Source organism: Sphingobacterium sp. DR205 (assembly GCF_011064245.1).
GTDB lineage: Bacteria > Bacteroidota > Bacteroidia > Sphingobacteriales > Sphingobacteriaceae > Sphingobacterium > Sphingobacterium athyrii.
This window is the reverse complement of sequence record NZ_CP049333.1, coordinates 6109205-6132988: the sequence shown is the minus strand read 5'-3', so window position 1 is coordinate 6132988 and position 23784 is coordinate 6109205. Positions and strand designations below refer to the sequence as shown.

Genomic DNA, 23784 nt, shown 5'->3' with positions numbered 1-23784 from the left:
AGTGATCTATTTCCGTTAGATTTATTACTTTCGCATTTAGTTTGCTAGTGTAGATGAATATAATGGAGTTGGGAAAGGGGCAAATACGAAATAAATAGTACTGTAAATGAACTTTAAGAAAACGATATTTGGTATAGTAGCATTCATTTTGATGATTGGTATTTCTGCGGCTCAGACAAGGGCTGAGCTGGAAAAGCAACGGGAGAAACTCAATCGTGAAATTGCTGAATTGCAGAAAACTGTTAAAGAAATTGCCAAGGAAAAATCGTTGACACAACAACAGGTGACAGCGTTGAGTAAGCAAATCAACTTACGTGAACAAAAGATAAATACAATTACTTCTGAAGTAGCAGTAATCAATAAACACATCAATGCCAATACAGCTGCAGTTAACAAATTGAAAGCTGAACTGGAAAAAATGAAACGTGATTATGAAAAAATGGTCATGTTCGCTTTCCGTAACCGTAATGCCTACAATAAGTTGATGTTTATTTTTGCTTCCAAAGATTTTAACCAAGGATTTAGACGTGTAAAATATTTGCAGCAATTTAATGATTCCCGAAAATTGAAGGCCGCTGATATTGAGAATACAAAGAAACAGATCGAGCAAAAAATTGCGCAGTTGAAGGCTGACCGAAATAAACAGGTGGCACTAATGAAGGAGCAAGAAAATGAGAAGCGAACCATCGCTCAACAGCGCTCTGTTTACTCTGGGCAACTGAGTGAACTTATTGTTACGGAACGTGGTGTGAAGAAAGATATTACGCAAAAGCAAAAAGAGGAGCGTCGTATCAATGCAGCGATCAAAGAAATCATAAGAAGGGAAATTGAAGCTGAAAGAAGGCGTGCAGAAGCTGCCCGTCGTGCCGCTGAGGCTGCCGCTGCGCGTAATCGGAAAGCCAATGAATCAGCAAGTGCGTCGAAAGGTAAAAACAATGCTAATACAAAGAGTGGCAATACCGCGCGTAAATCAGATTCTGAGGTCTTGCGTAGCACACCAGAGGCGATCAGGCTTTCCAACGATTTTAGATCTAACCGTGGCAGCTTGCCTTGGCCAGTTTCCAATGCGAAGGTCATGCAGGGCTTTGGTGGAGAAAGTGTTGGTAGAAATGTAAACTGGGATCACGAATCCGTGAAAATTCAAACATCCACTGGCGCTGCTGTCAAAGCTGTTTTTGCAGGTGAGGTAAGTAGTGTGTTGACGATGTATGGACAACGTATTGTGATGATCAAACACGGGGAGTACTTTACAGTATATAATAATTTAGGTAGTGTAAGTGTTTCCAAAGGGCAAAAGGTAAGTACAGGTCAAACAATAGGTACGGCGGATGTGGATTCAGATACGGGCGTACCAATGGTAGACTTTTCTGTTTATCAGGGGTCAACCCCGCTGAACCCGATGTCCTGGTTGGCTAGATAAGAAATAATTACTATATTTAATAATTATCATTACATTTGTAAGGAGAGAGAAAAGATTTAGTTTAAAAGAATTGAAAAACAAGAAATTATAGTTATGTCAACATCATTATTAATCATGGGAATCGGGGGGCAGGAGTTAATTATCATTGTAGTAATATTGTTACTATTATTTGGTGGCAAGAAGATTCCTGAATTGATGCGCGGATTGGGTAAGGGCGTGAAGGAATTCAAAGAAGGCCAAAAAGATGAGTCTTCCCCTGAAAAAAAATCCGAAGTAGAAGATAATACCAAATAAGGGAGATCACGTCCCTAGTAATATAGATACGATTTTGTGTTGAACAAAATCGTATTTTGTTTTATCCTGGACCTATAGCTGAATAGTCCAGAACCATTTTTATACTAAAATCCATTTCTAAACGTTTAGATTATTGTTGATTTTTTAAGAGAAAAAATCGAACCTGGATTTAACAGTAAATTTATGATCGGAAAACAGACGTTAATTTCAATACTAGGAGGGGTGTGCTATGTGCTACCGCTCATGGCTCAAGAAGGCGCTGTGGAAGGCATGAGAGAAGCCACGCATCAAATCATCCAAGGAAGGATTGAAAAAGAAAAACAGGAGATTTATCAATACTTAGACAGTGTTAAATCTTCAGGGAATAGTCGAAATGATGATGCTACCATTACCGATGAAGAAATACAACTTGTTCGCAAACTCAAAGCAATAGAGCGGGAAATACCTTTAGATTACTCACCACGGGTAAAAGATCTGATCTCCAAATACACCTCTGATAATTACAATCCATATATGTGTAGAATGATGGGACTTGGCCAGTATTACTTTCCAATGTTTGATCGTATTCTGGATGAAGTTGGTGTACCTAGGGAACTGAAATACCTCAGTGTGGTCGAATCATCGTTGAACCCCAGGGATATTTCGAGCGCCGGTGCTACAGGGCTGTGGCAGCTGATGTATTATGAAGCAAAGACCTATAACTTGACTGTTGATAGTTATACCGACCAACGCATGGATCCCATTGCTTCGAGTTATGCGATCGCGAAGATACTGAAAGAGGCCTATGACCAATATGGTGACTGGCTTTTGGCAATCGCATCCTACAATGGCGGAAAAGGTGCTGTGGGCAGGGCAATTCAACGATCGGGTAAAGAAAAGCCTACCTTTTGGGATATTGCCCCCTATCTTACTCAACAAACCCAAAATTATATTCCCAAATTCATCGCCATGACTTATGCGATGAAATATGCAGAGGAAAACAACATAAATGCCGCTGATACTGAGCTTTCTCTACGAACTCAAGCATTAGACGTCAATAAACGGATCTCGTTAAACCAGATCGCGGAAGTGATGAATGTATCCAAAGAAACACTCCGTGCGCTAAATCCGAGCTTTAAAAAGAATATTTTAAATGGTACGGAAGAAACTCCTCTAAGATTGGTATTGCCTGTATTGGATAAGAAAATAGCGACCGAAGAACTTTACGCTGCACTTAATACACCTATTCCTGCTGCGGTAACAACGACGAATAGCGCTGGCACCAGCGAGCCTGCCGAGCTTTTAAAAGGTGGAAAATACAAGGTCAAAGTAGGGGAAACATTCGCTTCCATCGCTGAAAAGTTTGAAGTTACTGTTCAGGATATAAAATCATGGAATAATTTGCGCGGAAGTCAGATTGTACCCGGACAAAATTTAACGATCAAGAAGGAAGATAGTTATGTCAGTACAAGGCTAGCGCATAACGCTGAGAAATCGGCCAAAAAGAGCCAACAACGTGCTTCTACACGTACAGCATACTATGTCGTAAAAAAGGGGGACACCTTATCGCAGATAGCCAATAAAAATGGTGTATCCGTTGGCCGCTTAAAAAGTGATAATGATCTGAACGGAAGCCGGATTAAGCCGGGAATGAAACTGAAAGTGTCAAAGAAATAGCAACATGGTTATACCAACCATGCTGCATCTTCTTCGTTATCAAATTCTTCGAGGGTAACCGTAACATGTTCTTTTAGGATCGTAGACAATTTAGTGCCATAGTAGTCACTAAAGATCGGGAACTTGTGGTGGCTCCTATCGATCAGTACGGCCGTTCTCATCTTCTTCAATGGAACATTCAGGAATACACCCAAACCGTAAGCCAGCGCTCTGCCACTATTTAATACATCATCCACCAGGATGATCGTTTTGTCTTTTGCCATGTCAACAGGTAAATCCGTGCCCGCACTCAATGACCGGCTTGTTTTCTTCATGGTAACTTTAATCAAAAGAATTTCCTTGTCTGAGATATCCTTTAATATCGCCTGAAGGCGTTGTGCAAATACATAACCCCGATCGGCAATCCCAACCAAAACAAGTGTTTCGTCTTCAAAATTGTCTTCTAAAATCTGATAGGCAATACGGATAGACTTCTGTTTTATTTGTTCTTTATTTAAGATGAGCGTTTTCTTTGAAGACATAATAGTATTTCAATGATTATAGGGTAAAAATAGGATATTAAATTGTATAAAAAAAGTCCAAAGCCGTTTAAAGCTTTGGACTTTTGTATCTCGATAACGGAATCCTTAATTCAGTTTATTATCTTTTTCTGCTTTTAATATTTCGGCAGTGAGCGATTTATGATCTTCTGGCAAACGGCCACCATTATAATAGTAGCGTCTCCAATAGGGCTCGTCCAAGTTGCTGATCATAACACCCTTGCTGGACGAAGCATGAGCAAATTTATTATCACCAATATATACACCTACATGAGTGATGCTTCTGCTTCTGATTTTGAAGAATACCAAATCTCCTGCTTTCAATTCATTCTTTTCTACAGTCTTTACTTGCGAATACTGATTACGGCTGTTGTAGCCCAAAGAGGTGTTAAACACCTTGTCGTATAATTCGTAAGAAAATTTAGAGCAATCAATACCTCGTTTGGAGTCTCCGCCCAACCGATATGGCGTACCTAGCCATTCGTAAACAAATTGATAAAGTTTTGTATTTGTGGTTGCTGAGACTGCAACTCCCATGATTTGTGAGAAGTATTCTTTGGCGAGATTATCAGGATCTGATTCTGGTTTGGAGTTTCTGTTGGTTTGTGCCTGCGACACTAGACATAAGCCGATAAATAGCATTGATGCTATAAATTTCTTTGTTTTCATTAAATCGCTTTTTTGTACAACATTTAACTTTTTAAAATTCAATACTGTCATCTATTTTGGACAGCACTGTTGCGAATATAATACAATATCAGTTTAAGGTCAAATTTTTTTTAGGCGATTTAACGAAATTTTAACAATTTTAACATCTTTCTTAACGCTTTTTGGACATATTGAAATTTAATCGGTCTGTCGAACTTTTACTACACGCAAGTAGAGGTATCGGTTCATATAAAACAACCGGCTTATGTTAGAATATCATTCTTTAAGACTTGTTTTTGTGAATCTGAAAAAAAATATTAATTTTCTTTAGGAATGTGATAATATTTGTTCTATATTTACTGCACATAAGCAATAACAATGAACACAAACACAATTATTACAACGATTATTATTACCACCGGGATAAAACTTAGGAGGAAGTAGTTTCATTGTATATAATTGTAGACACAATATTTCGAAGCGCTTTCCTCAAAAGGGAAAGCGCTTCTTTTTTATCACATAAATCAAACTAAACAAACAGTATAAATCAGTATGAAAGTTTTAAAATTTGGAGGAACTTCAGTCGGAACAGTAGAAAGTCTCAAAGCAGTCTTAAGCATTGTTAATAAATCCTATGATGCTAAGGAAAAGCCACTGGTGGTATTATCTGCGATGTCAGGAGTAACAAATTTACTAACCCAGTTGGCAGAGGACGCGGCAGAAGGAAAGTCCTTTTCTGATGGACTTAAATCTTTGGAGGATAAACATTTTGCAGTCGTGAAAGAGCTTCTCGCAGTTAAGTTCCAAAATCCAGTTTTCACCAAACTTAAGTTATTTTTCAATGAGATCGAGGATCTGCTCCAGGGAATTTTTGCACTGAAGGAGCTAAGTAATCAAAGTAAGGACCTGATTCTAAGTTATGGTGAGCGATGCTCGAATTATATGGTTTCTAAAGTAATGGAACAGTATATACCGGAGTCTCTATTTATTGATGCCTCGCATTATGTAAAGACCGATTCCGACTTTGGTAATGCCCATTTAAATGAAGCCCTGACGGAGCAGCTCGTGAAATCAATGTATATCACACACAGTGATAAATTGCTTTTTGTAACCGGTTTTATCGGTAGCAATGAGAATGGTCGCATCACCACCTTGGGAAGAGGCGGATCGGACTATACTGCTGCCATTTTTGGGTCGATACTTGATGCGACAGCGATTGAAATCTGGACTGATGTTAATGGCATGCTGACTGCTGATCCCCGGATCGTGAAAAAAGCCTTTTCACTCCCGGTGCTTTCCTATACTGAAGCAATGGAGCTTTCTTATTTTGGTGCTAAGGTAATCTACCCACCAACCATGATACCCGCATTTTTGAAGAAAATCCCGATTGTCATCCGCAATACTTTTGAGCCTGATTTCTCGGGTACGGTAATCCAATTTGATAGCGGAAAAACAGCGTTGCCAATCAAGGGGATTTCTTCTATCTCGGATATTTCTGTGATCAATTTAAGTGGATCAGGAATGATCGGCAAGTCTGGGTTTAGCGGACGACTTTTTACGCTGTTGGCAAGGGAGCAGATTAATGTTGTATTGATCACGCAATCTTCTTCGGAGCATAGCATCACCTTTGCGGTTAATCCCTCGGATGCGAAGCGTGCAATACAGTTGATTGAAATTGAATTCGAACTGGAAATCCAGGCAAATAAGCTGGTCATTCCTGCTATAGAGGATAATCTTTCTGTATTGGCCATTGTTGGCGAAAATATGAAACGGACTCCGGGGATGTCCGGAAGGTTATTTGCTGCCCTTGGACGAAATGGTATCAATGTAAGAGCTATAGCACAAGGGTCATCGGAATATAATATCTCCGTCATCATCGGTAAAGAAGATTTGGCCAAAGCGCTCAACGCTGTTCACGATGCTTTTTTCGCGGAGTTGAAAAAAACATTGCATGTATTTAATATCGGTACAGGTAATATCGGTGCAACGTTATTTAAACAATTGGAGGATCAACATGATTTTCTGCTGGATAAGAACGATATCGAGATCAAAGTGGTTGGAATTTCCAATAGCCGTAAGATGTTATTTAATACCGAAGGTGTAGAACTAAATAATTGGTCGGCTGAGCTGGAAAAAAATGGTTCCGAGGCGGATCTGGCTTTATTTATTGAGAAAATGAAAGCCCTAAACTTACCAAACTGTGTGTTTATTGATAATACAGCAAGCAAGTTGCCAGCCACGTATTATGAAGATATTTTTAAATCCAATATCTCCATCGTAACCTGTAATAAAATCGCGAATTCTGGAAAGTATGCACAATATAAGACGCTTCGCGATACTGCCCATAAACATGGGGTGGACTTTTTCTATGAGACCAATGTCGGTGCCGGGCTACCTATCGTAAGGGTTCTTAAAGACTTGATGTTGAGTGGTGACCGTATCTTAAAGATCGAGGCCATTCTTTCAGGTACGATATCTTACATCTTCAACAATTTCAAAGACGATGCTACTTTTTTCAATGTTGTTAAGCAAGCGCAAGAGTTGGGCTATACCGAACCGGATCCAAGGGATGATTTGGGGGGAATAGACTTTATGCGTAAAATGTTGATTTTGGCAAGAGACGCTGGCTATGCCGTTGAAGCGGAAGATGTAGATCTGGGACCGATTCTTCCGGAGGCCTGTCTAAAGGCCGATACCGTGGACGCCTTCTATGCGGAATTACAAAATGAGAATGCTTATTTCGAAGATATGAAAGCAAGAGCTGCCCGTGAGAAGAAAGTAATACGTTATATCGGAAAGCTTGAAAATGGAAAAGTTTCTATAGCGATCCAATTTGTAGACGAAAACCACCCTTTTTACGCGTTATCGGGTAGTGATAACATTATTTCCTTTACCACAGAAAGATACAAAGAACGCCCTTTGGTTGTCAAGGGCCCCGGGGCCGGGGCTGAAGTGACTGCGGCGGGCGTGTTCGCAGATTTGGTTAACGTTGGAGCATAAGACTATTTTGAAGTAAATAACGATTGAAGTAATGGCTAATAATTTAAATGTAGAATATCTAAAAGGTAAAGTCATCGATTTGGACAAGATGCTGCCGGAAGTTCGGGTATTTGCTCCTGCAACTGTTGCGAATATGATCTGTGGTTTTGATATACTGGGTTTTGCGGTGGAGCAGCCGGGAGATGAAGTTATCATGCGGCGCAAACAGCAGCCCGGAGTGACCATAAAAGAGATCACAGGAGATGATGGTAGACTCCCGCTCGACCCCAGTAAAAACACCGTGTCTGCTTGTGTTCAGTACCTGTTGCAAGCGCTAAATATTGCGTCGAAAGTCGGTGTCGAAATTGAATTGCACAAGCACATGCCAATCGGATCGGGTTTGGGCTCCAGTGCGGCGAGTACGGTGGCCGGACTTTTTGCGATCAATGTTATGCTTGGCAACCCATTAACGAAAGAAGAATTGTTACCGTTCTGTGTCGAGGGGGAGCGATTAGCCTGTGGTACCGGTCATGCCGATAATGTTGCGCCGGCACTTTATGGAGGTATAACGTTAATCAGGGGCAATGAGCCTTTGGATGTTGTTTCTATTCCTTCACCGAAGGAATTAGTGGCAGCAGTGGTGTTTCCACAGGTCGATGTCCCTACACGTGACGCACGACAATTAATCAAAGATAAAGTCTTATTAAAAGATGCTGTGACGCAATGGGGCAATATTGCCGGATTGGTAGCGGCTTTATTTAAAGAAGATTATGATCTGATTTCCCGGAGCATGAAGGATATTCTTATAGAGCCCACGCGTGCGATATTGATTCCGCAGTTTTATGAAATGAAGGAAATCGCACTACAGCATGGAGCTCTGAGCTTTGGTATATCAGGTTCAGGCCCCTCGGTCGTTGCAATGACACGGGATGAGCAGATCGCCAAAAAGATTGCAGACAGCATCCAGGCTCATCTCAAGGAAAATGAAATTGACAGCTTTGGCTACGTCTCAAAAGTAAATATAGAAGGACCGAGAGTATTAAAATAAAAATTTTGCCATACCGTGTTTATAAAAATAGTACATGGAAGGTGGCGCCTGACTGATCGTATGACCACTGTTTCATATACAAGGGGACCGTATTCAGTATAGATGTATGTTAAAGTAAATATTAAAAGATGAAGTTTTACAGTACAAATAATAGAACATTGGCTGTCTCTTTCAAAGATGCCGTATTTAATTCATTGCCAGCGGATAAAGGGTTGTATATGCCTGAACAAATACCGCAGCTGGACCCTTTATTCATCAAAAATATCCAACAATATTCTTTGCAGGAAATTGCGTTGGAGGTAGCCTCGACACTTTTAGGGAGTGATATTCCTAAGCCGGATTTGAGGAAAATCGTCAATGAAGCGATTAATTTTGATGCACCCGTAAAATTCCTGACCGATAGTACAGCTGTACTAGAGCTATTTCATGGACCTTCTTATGCTTTTAAGGATTTTGGAGCTCGATTTATGAGCCGTATTATGGGATACTTTTCTAAAGCTGATGATAAATTGCTGGATGTGCTCGTCGCAACTTCAGGCGATACTGGAGGAGCTGTGGCATTAGGTTTCTTGGGAGTAGAGGGGACTCGTGTGACCATATTATATCCCAAGGGCAAAGTTTCCGAGGTACAAGAGCTACAGTTGACAACAAACGGGCAAAATATACGTGCCCTTGAGGTCGATGGTACATTTGACGATTGTCAGGCGCTCGTGAAACAGGCGTTTAATGATGAAGGGCTCAATCAAACATTGCGATTGACATCTGCCAATTCAATCAATATTGCCCGATTGATCCCGCAAACCTTCTACTATTTTTATGCTTATGCCCAACTGAAATCCCAAGGCATCAATGAAGTCGTATTTACTGTGCCAAGTGGTAATTTTGGAAATATTGGCGCAGGTTTGTTAGCTTACAAAATGGGACTTCCTGTCAAACATTTTGTGGCAGCGACAAATGTCAACGATACCGTACCGAGATTTCTTGTTTCAGGACAATACGAACCCAAACCTTCTGTCCAGACATTGAGTAATGCCATGGATGTGGGAAACCCAAGCAATTGGGTGCGGATTCAGGATCTTTTTGCAGGTAATCTTGCAGAGCTAAAAGCAATGCTTTCTTCCTATACCTTTACTGATAAAGAAACAAAAGTTGGGATGGATAGACTCGTGCAAGAAGCAAATTACATTGCCTGTCCACATACGGCGATTGCTTGGCTTGGTGCGAAAGCTTATGCTAAAGAAAATCCGGGTCATTACGCCTCGGTATTCTTATCTACAGCACATCCCTGCAAATTCCCGGATGCGATAGATGCTGAAGTGTTCGCAAAAATTGCATTGCCGGACGGTGCAGAAGCGTTGCAAGGAAAAGAAAAACTAGCGGAACCTTTGGCGGTAGACTTCGAAGCGTTCAAAAGATATCTAATCAACCATAACTAAACGCGGAGGGGGATGTCCAGAAGATTGGACTCCTCCTTTTTTTTATTTTACTCGTAAATCCTCTTACGATCTCTTTCCAAATGTTTAATTCTTAAGAACTTCGCTTTCACTTTCTGGATAGTGTTTTTATAAACTAGCTTTTGTCGTTTAACACTTGGGTATTCGCTGGTTTTATTACTTAGGCTTTTTATATCGTATGTTTCATTTGGATGTCGAAATAATAAGTTAATTTTGCAGTAATGAAATCAGTTTATTTGAATAAGGGTAAGGATAAAGCTGCCTGGCAATTGCATCCTTGGGTATTTTCTGGAGCAATTAAATCATTGTCCGATAAGATAGAAGATGGCGAAGTTGTTGGCGTATACAATGCCGAGCGAGAGTTTATCGCATATGGATTATTTCACAATAGTTCCCGGGTAGCCATTCGTTTATTGGAATGGAATCCAAACGCTCAGATTGATGCGGATTGGTGGCGTACCCGTATTCAAAAGGCGGTAGCGGCGAGAGAGCATTTACTCCAGGATGGTATGACGAACACGGTCCGCCTCATTTTTGCGGAAGCAGATTTTCTGCCTGGATTAATCGTTGATAAGTATGCTGATTTTATTTCCATTCAAGTTCATTCGGTAGGGGTAGAGAAGGTTAAAGATATTATTATCGCAGAATTAAATACCCTACTCGATCCTACAGGTATCTACGAACGGAGCGATCTAAAATCCCGTGAACATGAAGGTTTACCTGATACAAATGGTCTTTTGTCTGGAGAGTTGCCGCCTGAATTTGTAGACGTTATCGAAAACGGCCTTCATTATAAAGTAAATATTATTGACGGACAAAAGTCGGGATTTTACTGTGACCAGCGGGAAAATAGATTGTTGACCGCAGGATATGTCGCCAATAAACGTGTATTGGATTGTTTCTGCTATTCTGGTGGATTCACATTGAACAGCTTAAAAGCTGGAGCAAGTCAAGTCGTTTCGGTGGATAGTTCGGCATTGGCCATTGAAACGTTGGAAAAAAATGTTATCGAAAACGGATTTGAGCCAAGTCGGCATAAAGCAATATTGTCCGACGTCAATAAGCAATTGCGCAAGTTTATGGATGAAGGAGAAAAATTCGATCTGATTGTCCTGGATCCACCTAAATATGCGCCTTCCCGGTCAGCTTTGGATCGTGCGTCACGGGCTTATAAAGATTTAAACCGTAGGGGCTTAATGCTGCTGAATAGCGGTGGATTATTAGCGACCTTTTCTTGCTCTGGCGCAATGGATATGGATACCTTTAAGCAAGTACTAGCATGGGCAGCATTGGATGCAGGCAAAGAAATACAATTTATTAGACAATTCCACCAGCCAGAGGATCACCCTGTACGGGCCTCCTTTCCAGAAGGTGAATACCTCAAAGGATTGTTGGTACGTGTAATATAAATGCAGATATATAGGTTGATTTGAATGAATCGACCTTTTTAATTTAAGCGAAATCATGATCAGAGAAAAAGAAACCAGACCTATTTTTTCTATTTTGTTTGCCGTGAGTATGGTGCACCTGCTGAATGATCTTATTCAGGCTGTAATCCCTGCGACCTACCCTTTATTAAAAGAAGAGCATCACCTGAGTTTTTCACAGGTTGGGATGATTACATTGGTGTATCAGATTGCTGCGTCAATTTTTCAGCCTGTTGTAGGGTCTTTTACCGATAAGCGCCCTGTGCCATATTCGCAGATTATCGGTATGTCCTTTTCCCTTGTGGGCATGTTGCTCTTTTCCCAGGCACATACATATGCATGGATCTTGTTTTCCGTTTTCCTGGTAGGTATTGGTTCCTCGATTTTTCACCCTGAATCTTCGCGGGTAGCCTATATGGCTTCGGGTGGCAGACGCAGTATGGCTCAGTCTATATTTCAAATCGGCGGAAATGCAGGTACGGCTTTGGCACCTATTATCGTTGCTTTTCTGGTCTTACCTCGCGGTCAACAGGCCATCGCCTGGATGTGTTTATTTACCATTGTTGGTCAGTTTATCTCCTATTATATTGGTACTTGGTATAAACGTAGGCTTGCAAATGTTTCCAGAACGACAAAAAGAGTTATTCGTGTACCGGATCTACCCAATTCACGTATTGTGACTACCGTTGTTATTCTACTGTTGTTGATCGTGTCAAAGTATTTCTATATCGCCAGTATTACAAACTATTTTCAGTTTTATACCATGAAAAAATTTGGGATAAATGAAGTTGAAGCACAGGTGTACCTGTTTTACTTTCTGATAGCTGTTGCGGTTGGTACCTTGCTCGGTGGAGCTTTCGGGGATCGTTTTGGCAGGAAATATGTAATTTGGTTTTCGGTTTTAGGTGTAGCACCTTTTGCATTGGCTTTACCCTACGTTGGTCTAACCATGACCGGAATACTGATTGTCATTATCGGACTGATATTGTCTTCGGCCTTTCCAGCCATTATAGTCTATGCGCAGGAATTACTGCCTAAAAAGCTAGGAATGGTTTCGGGGCTATTTTATGGTTTTGCATTCGGCATGGGCGGGATAGGATCTGCCGTTCTCGGTTGGCAGGCAGATCATACCTCCATCGAGTTTATTTATCACCTGTGTTCATATTTACCCTTGATAGGTATCGTCGCTTATTTTCTTCCAGACTTACAAAAGACCCCTTACAAAGAGATTTAGTATACGATTTAATAATAAATAAGAGGGCGGATATTGCCAAAATATCCGCCCTCTTCTCTTGTTTATATTATTTGATGCAATCCATCCAGGCTGTTGCCATCATTTGTGCTCCTGCTAGCGTAGGGTGTACACCATCCGCTGCCCAATAGGCTCCCGGAGCTGTCTTTTGTGCGTTATCAAAGATTTTCTGATAGGGGAGGAGTATCGCATTGAATTCTTTTGCGATTTCACGTGCAGTCTCCTGATAGGCTAAAAATTTGGGATACCAGGCATCTGTGATATGGCCAACACCTTTTACGGCAAAAGGTTCTCCAATTATCAGTTTAACATTCGGAAGTTTCTGCAAGGTCTCTTGCAACAATTGTTGGTATTGGGATTTATATTCTTCAACAGTTGTTTTGGCTCCACGGTCTATGGTTCGCCAAAAATCATTTACACCGATTAAGATACTCAATACGGTTGGTTTGATTGCTAAAGTATCCTCTGCCCAGCGTTTTTGAAGGTCGGGAACACGATTGCCGCTGATTCCGGTATTGTAAATTTTTAGATTCTTTGCGGCATATTTATTCAATAGTTCGCTTGCAGCCAATAAAGCATAACCGCGCCCCAAGGCGTTGGTGTCATTGGCTTTTCTGTTATCCCTATCGCGGCCCACATCCGTAATGGAGTCGCCCTGAAATAGGATGACGTCTCCATCATTCAAACTTATTTTTGAAGATTTGAAGCTGTCTCCATAGGCGTAAGCTTCGTTGTCCAATAAATTAGCACCAGTCAAAAGACCGGCACCAATTATGCTTTTTTTGATAAATGATCTGCGGTTTGTGCTCATTATTAGGTTTTTGTTATGCTTTAAAGTTACATACTTTTAGCATATTTTTCTAAACCTTTTACAATGATGTTACAGGCTTTTTCTATTTCAGCTTCGGTAATGGTCAACGGTGGGGCTACACGAAGTGCCGTTTCACAATGAAGGTACCAGTCGATCATCACTCCCTGTTCAGCACAATACTTACTGACACTATAGACTTGCTCAAAGCTGTCCAATTGTAAGCACATCATAAGTCCTAGTCCACGGATTTCTCTGATTGCCGGATGGCTGAGTTTTTTACGAAATAAATTAGCCTTGTAAGCTACCTGTTCTACCAACTTCTCCGATTTAATTACAGCAAGCGATGCACGTGCAGCGGCGCAACTTACAGGATGGCCTCCGAATGTGGTGATATGACCCAACATCGGATTGTCTTTAATGACATCCATTACTTCTTTAGCGGCAACAAAGGCGCCCAATGGCATACCGCCACCAATGCCTTTGGCCAACATCAGTATATCAGGTACAATACCGAAATGTTCGAAGGCAAACAGTTTTCCTGTACGACCAAAACCAGTCTGGATTTCATCAAATATGAGTAGTGTGCCTGTCTCATCACAACGTTTTCTTACCGCTTGCATATAGGCTATATCAGGAACTCTGACGCCAGCTTCCCCTTGAATGGCTTCTAGGATGACGGCTGCAGTTTTATCTGTAATATTCGCTAAGTCCCCGGGATCATTAAACGTAATAAAGTCTATTTCCGGAAGGAGTGGGGCATAGGCCTGACGGTATTCATCGTTCCCGATAAGACTAAGAGCACCTTGTGTACTACCATGATAAGCCTTCTTGGCTGCGATAATTTGCCTTCGTCCGGTATACTTCTTAGCTATTTTCATAGACCCTTCTACAGCTTCTGCACCACTGTTGGTCAGGTATACCGATTGAAAATTTGAAGGTAATTCTGCTAATAATTCTGTTGCAAACAGGACTTGTGGCGCCTGAACAAATTCACCATAGACAGTGACATGCAAATACTGATCGAGTTGAGTCTTTATGGCTTCGAGCACCTTGGGGTGACGATGCCCAATATTGCTCACATTAAATCCGGAGACAAGATCCATATACTCCTCTCCATTAGGCCCATATAGGTAAACCCCTTCGGCCTTAACCACTTCAACCAATCTAGGTGAGCTAGAGGTCTGAGCGGTGTTCATTAAAAATAATTCTCTATTGCTTAACATGATTTTACAAATGTCCGAAAATAAAAAAGAAGTCTTTAAGACTTCTTTTTTATTTTCGGGATTATCTACCCCTATTTTTTAAAGATTTATAGAGATGTTCCCTGAACTCCTGCTCTACTTCAAAGAATTGTGAAGCCCGGGCATTGCCTATTACTTTGGCAAATTTTGAGCGGTACTCTTTTTTTATCTGTACCTCTTTGGCATCATACTGTAATACATCCCTCGATCCACCTCTAAAACTGTTTTTAGGAGCACCATTTAATTTTTCTTTCCGGATATCCCATAACGTCTGGCTATATTCATTATACAGCGGAAAAAATTGCTGTGCTTCTTTGGGAGTCAAATCTAGTTCTTTAGTGATGTAAGCTATTTTTTCATTTTCAATAGCTTGGAAACGATTTTTGTCTTGTGCAAAGCCCAAGGCAATAGAAAATATACTAAAGAACAATGTTATCCATATGTTTTTTTTGTTGAACATCATTATAAGGTATAGTTTAGATAATCTTCTATCTCTTGTTTAGATATATTAGTGCCAAATCCTTTTGTCGGAAGATTTGTTTCATCCGTATATTGGGACATATATATAATGTCATCCCCTGAAGCAGAAGCAGAAAGATAATTAATAATTTCCTGCTTTGGTATTTCAGATAAATGTTGACTCAACTGTTCTTCGGCTAAGTTATCTTGCTCTTGAGCAAAAGCATTTTGTTGCTGGTATTGGTATCCCCAATACCCCCCAAGGCCTAACATAGCTGTGAACGATGCTGCTACGGCATATCTAGCATACCATTTTTTTGGTTTCCCTAAGTGATGGATAGGCGTTGAATCTCTTTCTTGTTCAGCTTCCTGAATAGCGCCAATAATCTTATCTGAAAGATTATCAAAATAATGAGAGGGAATATCAAAACCTGCCGCGGGAATGGCATCTTTTAATTTTTCTTCAGTAACACGGGCTAAAATAGTTGCTTCAAGATCTGAATGATAATTTACAGGAACTTCAAAACCCTCTGTTGGTACAGCCTCCTTCAATTTTTCTTCAGTAATACGGGCTAAAATAGCTGCTTCAAGATCTAGCTGATAATTTACAGGAACAGCAAAGCCATCTGTTGCAACAATATCCTTTAATTCTGTTTCTGCAAGAGTTGTAGTGATATTTTGCTCAAGCGTTTGAAAATAACCTGTTGGCACCGTAAAGCCATCCGATTGGATTTTTTCTTTTAAGTTTTCTTCTGAAATTCGATGAAAGATATCTTCTGTTAATATCGCAGCATATTGTTCAGGAATAGTAAAGCCCTCCAAAGTGACCTTGTTTTTGAGGGAATCCTCCGCTATTTTGCTCAGCACGAGATCTGGGAGTGAATCAAAGTATCCTTCAGGAACCTCAAATACAGATTCATCCTTGCATTCCATCCATTTGACTTGCCCTATTATTTTAGATTCCAAATCACTGAAATAATTTTCAGGCACGGCAAAAGGATTTTTACGCAATGATTCTGGAAGATGATTAAACTCCAGCCCATCATGATATGTGCTATTTTCCTTCATAGTATCTATTAGAGCCTAGTTGGGCTAAAAGGTTTAATCGTGGTTATTAAAAAAAGACTCTATTTTTTTTACGGCCAAATGATAGGAGGCTTTTAACGCTCCAACACTTGTACCCAGTACTTCCGAAATCTCTTCATACTTCATATCTTCAAAATATTTCATGTTGAAAACCAATTTCTGTTTCTCGGGCAATGTCAATAAAGCCTGTTGCAATTTCATTTGCGCTTTGTCGCCATTAAAGTAATTGCCATCAGCAAGTGTTTCTGCTAAATAAGCAGTCGTGTCGTCGTCCAACGACACGTTCTGCTTTTGCTTTTTTTTATTTAAGAATGTAATACATTCATTTGTTGCGATCCGATATAGCCAGGTGTACAATTGTGAATCTTCACGAAAGTTACCAAGGTTCTTCCATACTTTGACGAAAATATCCTGCACGACATCATCTGCATCATCATGATCGATTACCATTCTTCGCACATGCCAATAAATCTTTTGTTGATATTTTTTCAACAATAAACGGAAAGCTTCTTCTCGCGTATTTTCTTCGGCGAATTTTGCTATAATTAAAGCGTCATCCATATATTGACCTGTGTAGTTTTCTTATTTTCTTTTGATTACCTTTTGAGCAGCAGCAACGATAGCGTCTGCGTTCAAACCATATTTCTCCATAAGTTGTGCTGGAGTACCTGATTCTCCAAAGCTGTCATTTACGGCTACATACTCTTGTGGGCTAGGTAATTCTTTTGCCAATACCTGTGCAACGCTGTCCCCCAATCCGCCTAGACGGTTGTGTTCTTCAGCAGTCACGACACATTTTGTTTTTGCAACAGATTTCAAAATCGCTTCCTCATCCAACGGTTTGATGGTATGGATATTGATGATCTCGGCACTGATGCCCAATTCAGCTAATTTTTCTCCTGCTTGAATGGCTTCCCATACCAAGTGACCTGTAGCGATGATGGTTACATCTGTGCCTTCATTTAATAGGATCGCTTTTCCGATGACAAATTCCTGATCCGCAGGTGTGAAGTTAGGAACTACCGGACGGCCGAAGCGTAAATAAACCGGACCTTCAAATTTTGCTGCCGCAATAGTAGCCGCTTTTGTTTGGTTGAAGTCGCAAGGGTTAATTACAGTCATTCCGGGTAACATTTTCATCAATCCAATGTCTTCCAAAATCTGGTGTGTTGCACCATCTTCACCTAAGGTTAATCCAGCATGAGAAGCGGCAATTTTCACATTCTTATCTGAATATGCAATAGATTGACGGATTTGGTCATAAACACGGCCCGTAGAGAAGTTGGCAAATGTACCTGTGAAAGGAACTTTACCACCGATAGTAAGTCCAGCAGCGATACCCATCATGTTTGCCTCAGCAATACCGATTTGGAAAAAGCGCTCTGGGAATTCTTTGATAAAATCGTTCATTTTCAATGATCCGATCAAATCAGCACATAATGCTACTACATTTTCGTTTTGTTTTCCAGCTTCCAATAAACCAGCCCCAAAACCTGAACGTGTATCTTTTGACTCTGTGTAAGTATATTTTTTCATTTCTAGTAATCTCCTAAAGTTTCAGTAAGTTGATTCAATGCCGACGCCAATTGTTCGTCATTTGGAGCAACACCGTGCCATTTATGAGAACCCATCATGAAATCAACACCTTTTCCCATCTCTGTGTGCAATAAGATAATCACTGGTTTACCTTTTCCGGTACGTGATTTTGCTTCTGCTAAGCCAGCAACTACTGAAGCCATATCGTTTCCTTTAGTCACTTCCATCACATCCCAGCCAAAAGCTTCCCATTTAGCACGAAGATCGCCTAATGACAGTACCTGATCTGTAGATCCATCGATCTGTGCATTATTGTAATCAACTGTAGCAATCAAGTTGTCAATTTTGTTGTGCGGCGCATACATTGCGGCTTCCCAAACTTGGCCTTCCTGCAATTCACCATCACCCATTAATACATAAACTAGATTATTGTCTTTATTCAATCTTTTTGCCTGTGCGGCTCCAATAGCAACGGATAATCCCTGACCCAAAGATCCTGACGCAATACGGATGCCCGGAAGGCCTTCGTGTGTCGTTGGGTGACCTTGTAGTCTAGAATTGATTTTTCTGAATGTTGCCAGTTCGCTTACTTCAAAATACCCCGCACGTGCCAATGTACTGTAAAATACAGGTGAAATGTGTCCGTTTGACAAGAAGAATAAATCTTCACCTTTTCCGTCCATATCAAAGGAAGGATTACGTTTCATTGCATTGAAATAAAGCGCCACAAAGTAATCTGTACAACCTAATGAACCACCTGGGTGTCCTGATTGACAAGCGTGTACCATACGTACGATATCACGTCTTACTTGTGATGCAATTTGTTCTAGTTTGTTAATATCTGCACTCATTTTTTTTGTTGGTTTCACAATTGGTCGTAAAGTTAACTATTTTTAAGCTAGATGCTTGTTAAAAAGTGAATTTCTTTATTTTGATCAGCCCCTGACCTGTGGACTGCCCCCATTTCAACTTTTAACTTTTTGATGTTGACTTTTTTTGTACCTTGCTTTTAATTATAAAACCCACAATTTTCAAGATAATGCCCTGTCATTCTAAACGCTTATTGCTTGTTGCTGCATTTTCCGCATTACAATTCTATTCTTTCGCTCAGGATAAAGCCATTTATCATCAAGATTGGATCGATTTCAATAAAAACGGTAAAAAGGATGTCTATGAGGATTCCAAACAACCCATAGCGAGTCGCGTAGATGATTTATTGAGCCAGATGACTACCCAGGAAAAGGCTAATCAAACCGTTACCCTCTATGGGTATGGACGAGTTTTGAAGGATGAACAGCCTGCCGCCGCCTGGGACAAGGAAATATGGAAGCATGGATTGGCCAATATTGATGAAATGTTAAACAGCTTAGCCTATAATAAGTCCGCAAAAAGTTCTTTTTCCTATCCCTTCAGTCGTCATGCTGTCGCTTTGAATAATGTGCAAAAGTGGTTTATTGAACATACTCGCCTGGGGATCCCTGTTGATTTTACGAATGAAGGGATACATGGTCTAAACCATGATAGGGCGACACCATTACCGGCACCGATCAATATCGGAAGTACCTGGAATACAAAATTGGTTAGAACCGCTGGTGAGATCGTCGGAAGAGAAGCTAAATACTTAGGATATACCAATGTCTATGCGCCTATCCTCGATGTTTCTCGCGATCCGCGCTGGGGACGCGTAGTGGAAACTTATGGTGAAAATCCCTTTCATATTGCTGAAATGGGGAAACAAGCTGTATTGGGTATTCAGCAAAACGGCATTGCTTCAACCCTGAAACATTATGCCGTTTATTCCGTACCTAAGGGTGGGCGGGACGGAAACGCACGGACAGATCCGCACGTTGGATTTCGTGAAATGCATGAACTCCATTTATATCCTTTTAAAAGAGTGGTTAAAGAGGCTAAGCCGCTGGGGATCATGAGCAGTTACAACGACTATGATGGTGTTCCAGTTTCTTCAAGTAAATATTTCCTGCAAGATTTGTTGCGGAAGGATTATGGATTTGAAGGTTATATCGTTTCCGATAGCGAAGCGCTCGAATTTATTAGCAGTAAACATCATGTTGCCACAGATTATAAAGACGCCATACGGCAAGCATTGGAAGGCGGACTTAATGTCCGGACGAATTTCGATCCGCCGAACACTTACCTGACTCCCTTGATGGAACTTATCGACGAAGGTGGACTAGACATGAATGTATTGAATCAACGTGTTCGAGAAGTGCTGACGGTCAAGTTTAAACTGGGACTATTTGATCATCCGCTTGTCGACAATACCAACTTAGCGGATCAGAAAGTCCATACCCAAGCCGACGAAAATATTTCGCTGCAGGTGAACAGGGAATCCATTGTTTTGCTAAAAAATGAACAGGATCTCCTTCCTATTGATATCAATAAATACAAGCGGATTTTGGTCACAGGCCCCATGGCCGAGGCAACAAATTACACGACAAGTCGCTATGGTCCATCCAATAATCCAATAACAACTATTAAGGATGGTATTATAGCATATGCCAAGGACAAAGCACTGCAGGTAAACTATACGAAAGGGGTGGATGTTGTCGATAAAAACTGGCCTGAAAGTGAAATTATACCAACGGATCTGTCGAACGAGGAAATTGAAAGTATGACCACAGGTGTCCGCCTTGGGCAGGAATCAGATCTAATTATCGCCGTCATGGGCGAATCAGAACGTGAAGTTGGTGAAAGCCGATCTCGCTCAGATCTCAATCTGCCCGGTAAACAGCGTGATTATTTGATGAAGTTAAAAGAAACCAGAAGGCCTATCATTCTGGTACTCGTAAATGGAAGACCGTTATCCATCAATTGGGAAAATAAATACTTGCCTGCGATTGTGGAGAGCTGGTTTCTCAGTGGTCAATCTGGACATGTTGTGGCAGATATGTTATTTGGTGAGTATAATCCGAGCGGAAAGCTTCCGATTTCTTTTCCTAAATCTGTTGGACAGATCGAAATGAATTTCCCGACCAAACCCGCGGCACAGGCGGGGCAACCCGGTGTGGGACCCAATGGCTGGGGAAATAGTCGGGTTGTTGGATTCCTTTATCCTTTTGGTTATGGCTTAAGTTATACCGACTTTCAATTTTCAAATTTGCGGCTGAATAAAAAGCAAATACGACCAACAGACTCGTTGACTGTTACGGTAGATGTACAAAATATCGGAAAAAGAAAGGGAGCGGAGGTCGTTCAACTATATGTCAAAGATGTGGTTTCTTCCGTTACAACTTACGAGATGGATCTGCGTGGTTTCGAAAAAATCGAATTGAATCCTGGTGAGAAAAAGTCTGTTCAGTTTTCAATTTTACCGGCACATCTAGAGTTGTTGGATCAATATAACAAGTGGACTGTAGAGCCGGGAAGATTTGAAATCTTTATCGGAAATTCATCCGCTAATCTGCCGTTGAGAGATTCTTTTGATGTCGTCAATTAGTGATGTCGTTGTGCTTGCATCAATAGAGATATCAAATCGCTCTAAAAATAGAAAATGGATCCGGTACATGTGCCGGATCCATTTTCTATTTACTATTGGTTGGTATGAGTTCCTACATTGCTTCTGCAACGACTTCCGTTACACCCGGAACCATACGTTTTAATAAACCTTCGATACCAGCTTTTAACGTAATCGTTGATGAAGGGCAACCACTACAGGATCCCTTTAATTCAACAGTTACGATACCTTCGTTGAAGGATTTGTAATGAATGGCACCGCCATCCTGTTCAACAGCTGGCCGTACATAATCATGTAATACCTGTTGAATTTTTACTTCTGTTTCTGTGCCTTCAAAGTTTACTTCTGAATCATGATGCACAGCTTTTACTGCAAGCTCAGATTCAACAGCACCTTTTACAAAGTCTTTCAATAAGGCTTCAATATCTTCCCATTCCGCATCTTCTGTTTTGGTAATGGTCACAAAATTGCTTGCGAAGAATACACCGTTTACAAAATTGAATTTGAACAACTCCTGTGCGAAAGGTGAATCTTGTGCAGCTTCTTTATTTGGAAAATCCACACTACCGTTGATCAATAATTTATTGACCAAAAACTTCATGGTTGAAGGATTGGGAGTAGATTCTGTATATACGTTGATAGTAGCCATTTAAATTTTATTTTTATTCCAAACAAAGATATATCAAAAGAAGCGTTGTTAAGGTCATCTATAAGTCAAAGCTTATAAAGTGACACCTGTGTAATTAGAAGGGCTGATTGCTTTTAATTCCGCTTTTACCTCTTCAGAAACATTGAGATTGTCCACAAACGATGCAATGGTCTCTTTGGTCACCTGTGTATTGGTGCGTGTGAGATCTTTCAGTGCTTCATAAGGTTTTGGATAACCTTCCCTGCGCAAGATTGTTTGTAACGCTTCGGCAACAACAGCCCAATTATTTTCAAGATCATTCGCTAAGGCCTGTTCATTCAATATTAATTTACGTAAACCTCTCAATGTCGATTTTACCGCAATTAAGGTATGTGCAAATGGAACACCGATATTACGTAACACAGTTGAATCTGTTAAGTCCCTTTGAAGACGTGAAATCGGTAATTTGGCCGCTAAATGTTCAAATATAGCATTGGCAATGCCTAAATTTCCTTCTGCATTTTCAAAGTCGATTGGATTGACTTTGTGTGGCATTGCAGAAGAGCCAATTTGACCGGCAGTGATTTTTTGCTTAAAATATTCCATGGAGATATAAGTCCATATATCACGGCACAGATCGATGATAATATTATTGACTCGTTTTAATGCATCACAGCTTGCGGCAAAATTGTCATAGTGCTCAATTTGGGTCGTGGTTTGTGAACGATCCAATCCCAAGATAGTATTGACAAAGTTATTACCGAAGTCAATCCAGTTGGTTTCTGGATAAGCTACATGATGAGCATTGAAATTACCCGTTGCCCCACCAAACTTTGCTGAATACGGTACGGTATGTAAAAGCTGTAGCTGACGCTCAATACGTTCGACAAAAACATAAAGTTCTTTACCTAAGCGAGTTGGAGATGCAGGTTGTCCGTGGGTACGGGCGAGCATAGGAATGTCAGACCAAGAGGTTGCCAAAGACCTTAATTCATGGAGCAATTCATCAATGACCGGTGTATAACATTCTTTGATAGCCTCTTTCCAGGAAAGTGGAATGGCTGTGTTGTTGATATCCTGAGATGTTAAGCCAAAGTGAATAAATTCAAGATAATCCTGCAAGCCCAGTTTTTCAAATTGATCTTTTAAAAAATATTCAACAGCTTTAACATCATGATTGGTAACTTTTTCGGTATTCTTGATCCAGATTGCATCTTCTTCAGAAAAATTTCGATAGATATCTCTTAATTTTTCGTTCAACGTTTTATCGAAATGTTGCAACTGAGCGATTCCTGATTCGCTTAACGCTATAAAATATTCGACTTCGACGCGTACCCGATATTTTATTAAGGCAAATTCAGAGAAAAAAGCCGCAAGTTCATTGGTGTTATTGTAATAGCGTCCGTCAATAGGCGTAACTGCTGTTAAGGATGATAAAGCCATAGATTGAATGATTTTTGGCAAAGGTAAAAAAATGCTTGGAGCTTAGCAATTTAATTGGGATAGATATAGAAAAAGCCTCCGTTAACGGGAGGCTTTTATACTGTTAAAATTCTGTTTCGAAGAATTAGTGAGCAGCTTTAGTTGAGTCAACAGCAGTTTTAGCTGAGTCTACAGCAGTTTTAGCTGAATCAACAGCAGTATTAGCTGAATCTAAAGCAGTGTTAGCTGAGTCTAAAGCAGTGTTAGCTGAATCAGTAGCTGCGTCAGTTTTTTTACCAGTTTCACCACATGAAGCGAAGGCTACAGTTAAAGCCAATCCTAAGAAACCTAATTTGAATGCGTTTTTCATTTTATTAAAATTAAAAGTAATTTCTAAATCTTGTTATTT

21 protein-coding genes are annotated in these 23784 nt (G+C 40.5%); 9 read left to right on the top strand and 12 right to left on the bottom strand.

Going from position 1 to position 23784, the window contains the following annotated elements:
- Nucleotides 1-106: 106 nt before the first annotated feature.
- The 3 genes from G6053_RS26130 (at nt 107) to G6053_RS26120 (ending at nt 3370) form a co-directional block, all read left to right on the top strand.
- A complete protein-coding gene (locus G6053_RS26130) occupies nt 107-1420 on the top strand; it encodes a peptidoglycan DD-metalloendopeptidase family protein (protein ID WP_165309072.1) in 1314 nt (437 codons plus the stop codon).
- A 93-nt stretch (nt 1421-1513) separates the two neighbouring features.
- A complete protein-coding gene (gene tatA / locus G6053_RS26125; protein WP_108636737.1) occupies nt 1514-1714 on the top strand; it encodes a twin-arginine translocase TatA/TatE family subunit in 201 nt (66 codons plus the stop codon).
- A 183-nt stretch (nt 1715-1897) separates the two neighbouring features.
- Entirely contained in the window at nt 1898-3370 is a 1473-nt protein-coding gene (locus G6053_RS26120; protein WP_165309071.1) for a LysM peptidoglycan-binding domain-containing protein, read from the top strand.
- Nucleotides 3371-3378: 8 nt separating this feature from the next.
- On the opposite strand, the gene G6053_RS26115 is transcribed toward G6053_RS26120, so the two are convergent.
- Both G6053_RS26115 and G6053_RS26110 read right to left on the bottom strand, forming a co-directional pair.
- Nucleotides 3379-3891 (bottom strand): phosphoribosyltransferase family protein, encoded by a 513-nt coding sequence (locus G6053_RS26115; protein ID WP_104385696.1) that lies wholly within the window; start codon nt 3889-3891, stop codon nt 3379-3381.
- 105 nt (nt 3892-3996) lie between these two features.
- Nucleotides 3997-4578: an NlpC/P60 family protein gene (locus G6053_RS26110; protein ID WP_104385695.1), complete on the bottom strand. Its 582-nt coding sequence runs from the start codon at nt 4576-4578 to the stop codon at nt 3997-3999.
- Between the two features lie 531 nt (nt 4579-5109).
- Between G6053_RS26110 and thrA the strand changes: the two genes are divergently transcribed.
- From thrA to G6053_RS26085, 5 genes are all read left to right on the top strand, one after another.
- Complete coding sequence (thrA, locus tag G6053_RS26105; RefSeq protein ID WP_165309070.1) at nt 5110-7557, top strand: bifunctional aspartate kinase/homoserine dehydrogenase I; 2448 nt, start codon at nt 5110-5112, stop codon at nt 7555-7557.
- A gap of 88 nt (nt 7558-7645) precedes the next feature.
- Nucleotides 7646-8584: a homoserine kinase gene (locus G6053_RS26100; RefSeq protein ID WP_165309746.1), complete on the top strand. Its 939-nt coding sequence runs from the start codon at nt 7646-7648 to the stop codon at nt 8582-8584.
- A gap of 128 nt (nt 8585-8712) precedes the next feature.
- Entirely contained in the window at nt 8713-10020 is a 1308-nt protein-coding gene (thrC, locus tag G6053_RS26095) for a threonine synthase (protein ID WP_165309069.1), read from the top strand.
- A 239-nt stretch (nt 10021-10259) separates the two neighbouring features.
- Nucleotides 10260-11447 (top strand): class I SAM-dependent rRNA methyltransferase, encoded by a 1188-nt coding sequence (locus G6053_RS26090; protein WP_108636741.1) that lies wholly within the window; start codon nt 10260-10262, stop codon nt 11445-11447.
- Between the two features lie 55 nt (nt 11448-11502).
- Nucleotides 11503-12699: an MFS transporter gene (locus G6053_RS26085; RefSeq protein ID WP_165309068.1), complete on the top strand. Its 1197-nt coding sequence runs from the start codon at nt 11503-11505 to the stop codon at nt 12697-12699.
- Between the two features lie 67 nt (nt 12700-12766).
- On the opposite strand, the gene G6053_RS26080 is transcribed toward G6053_RS26085, so the two are convergent.
- The 7 genes from G6053_RS26080 to G6053_RS26050 form a co-directional block, all read right to left on the bottom strand.
- Nucleotides 12767-13528 (bottom strand): SGNH/GDSL hydrolase family protein, encoded by a 762-nt coding sequence (locus G6053_RS26080; RefSeq protein WP_108636743.1) that lies wholly within the window; start codon nt 13526-13528, stop codon nt 12767-12769.
- 26 nt (nt 13529-13554) lie between these two features.
- Entirely contained in the window at nt 13555-14751 is a 1197-nt protein-coding gene (locus G6053_RS26075) for an aspartate aminotransferase family protein (RefSeq protein WP_108636744.1), read from the bottom strand.
- A gap of 61 nt (nt 14752-14812) precedes the next feature.
- The gene (locus tag G6053_RS26070; protein ID WP_241254843.1) at nt 14813-15232 is read right to left on the bottom strand and encodes a hypothetical protein; all 420 of its coding nucleotides are present in this window, start codon (nt 15230-15232) and stop codon (nt 14813-14815) included.
- Nucleotides 15232-16296 carry a hypothetical protein gene (locus G6053_RS26065; RefSeq protein ID WP_108636745.1) on the bottom strand — a complete coding sequence of 355 codons (1065 nt, stop codon included), beginning with the start codon at nt 16294-16296 and terminating at the stop codon, nt 15232-15234. The genes G6053_RS26070 and G6053_RS26065 overlap by 1 nt, the downstream gene beginning before the upstream one ends.
- A 33-nt stretch (nt 16297-16329) precedes the next feature.
- A complete protein-coding gene (locus tag G6053_RS26060) occupies nt 16330-16875 on the bottom strand; it encodes an RNA polymerase sigma factor (RefSeq protein ID WP_108636746.1) in 546 nt (181 codons plus the stop codon).
- A 21-nt stretch (nt 16876-16896) separates the two neighbouring features.
- Nucleotides 16897-17850, bottom strand: a complete 954-nt coding sequence (locus tag G6053_RS26055; RefSeq protein WP_104385685.1) for a transketolase C-terminal domain-containing protein — start codon at nt 17848-17850, stop codon at nt 16897-16899.
- A 2-nt stretch (nt 17851-17852) separates the two neighbouring features.
- Nucleotides 17853-18701, bottom strand: a complete 849-nt coding sequence (locus G6053_RS26050) for a transketolase (protein WP_108636747.1) — start codon at nt 18699-18701, stop codon at nt 17853-17855.
- A gap of 188 nt (nt 18702-18889) precedes the next feature.
- On the opposite strand from G6053_RS26050, the gene G6053_RS26045 reads away from it, so the two are divergent.
- Complete coding sequence (locus G6053_RS26045; protein WP_165309067.1) at nt 18890-21307, top strand: glycoside hydrolase family 3 N-terminal domain-containing protein; 2418 nt, start codon at nt 18890-18892, stop codon at nt 21305-21307.
- Nucleotides 21308-21419: 112 nt separating this feature from the next.
- Here G6053_RS26045 and G6053_RS26040 read toward each other — a convergent pair whose 3' ends face one another.
- The 3 genes from G6053_RS26040 to G6053_RS26030 all read right to left on the bottom strand — a co-directional run bounded on the left by G6053_RS26040 (nt 21420) and on the right by G6053_RS26030 (nt 23745).
- Nucleotides 21420-21974 carry a NifU family protein gene (locus G6053_RS26040; protein ID WP_108636749.1) on the bottom strand — a complete coding sequence of 185 codons (555 nt, stop codon included), beginning with the start codon at nt 21972-21974 and terminating at the stop codon, nt 21420-21422.
- A 72-nt stretch (nt 21975-22046) separates the two neighbouring features.
- The gene (gene purB, locus G6053_RS26035; protein ID WP_108636750.1) at nt 22047-23396 is read right to left on the bottom strand and encodes an adenylosuccinate lyase; all 1350 of its coding nucleotides are present in this window, start codon (nt 23394-23396) and stop codon (nt 22047-22049) included.
- Between the two features lie 124 nt (nt 23397-23520).
- Complete coding sequence (locus G6053_RS26030; RefSeq protein ID WP_108636751.1) at nt 23521-23745, bottom strand: hypothetical protein; 225 nt, start codon at nt 23743-23745, stop codon at nt 23521-23523.
- Nucleotides 23746-23784: the final 39 nt, after the last annotated feature.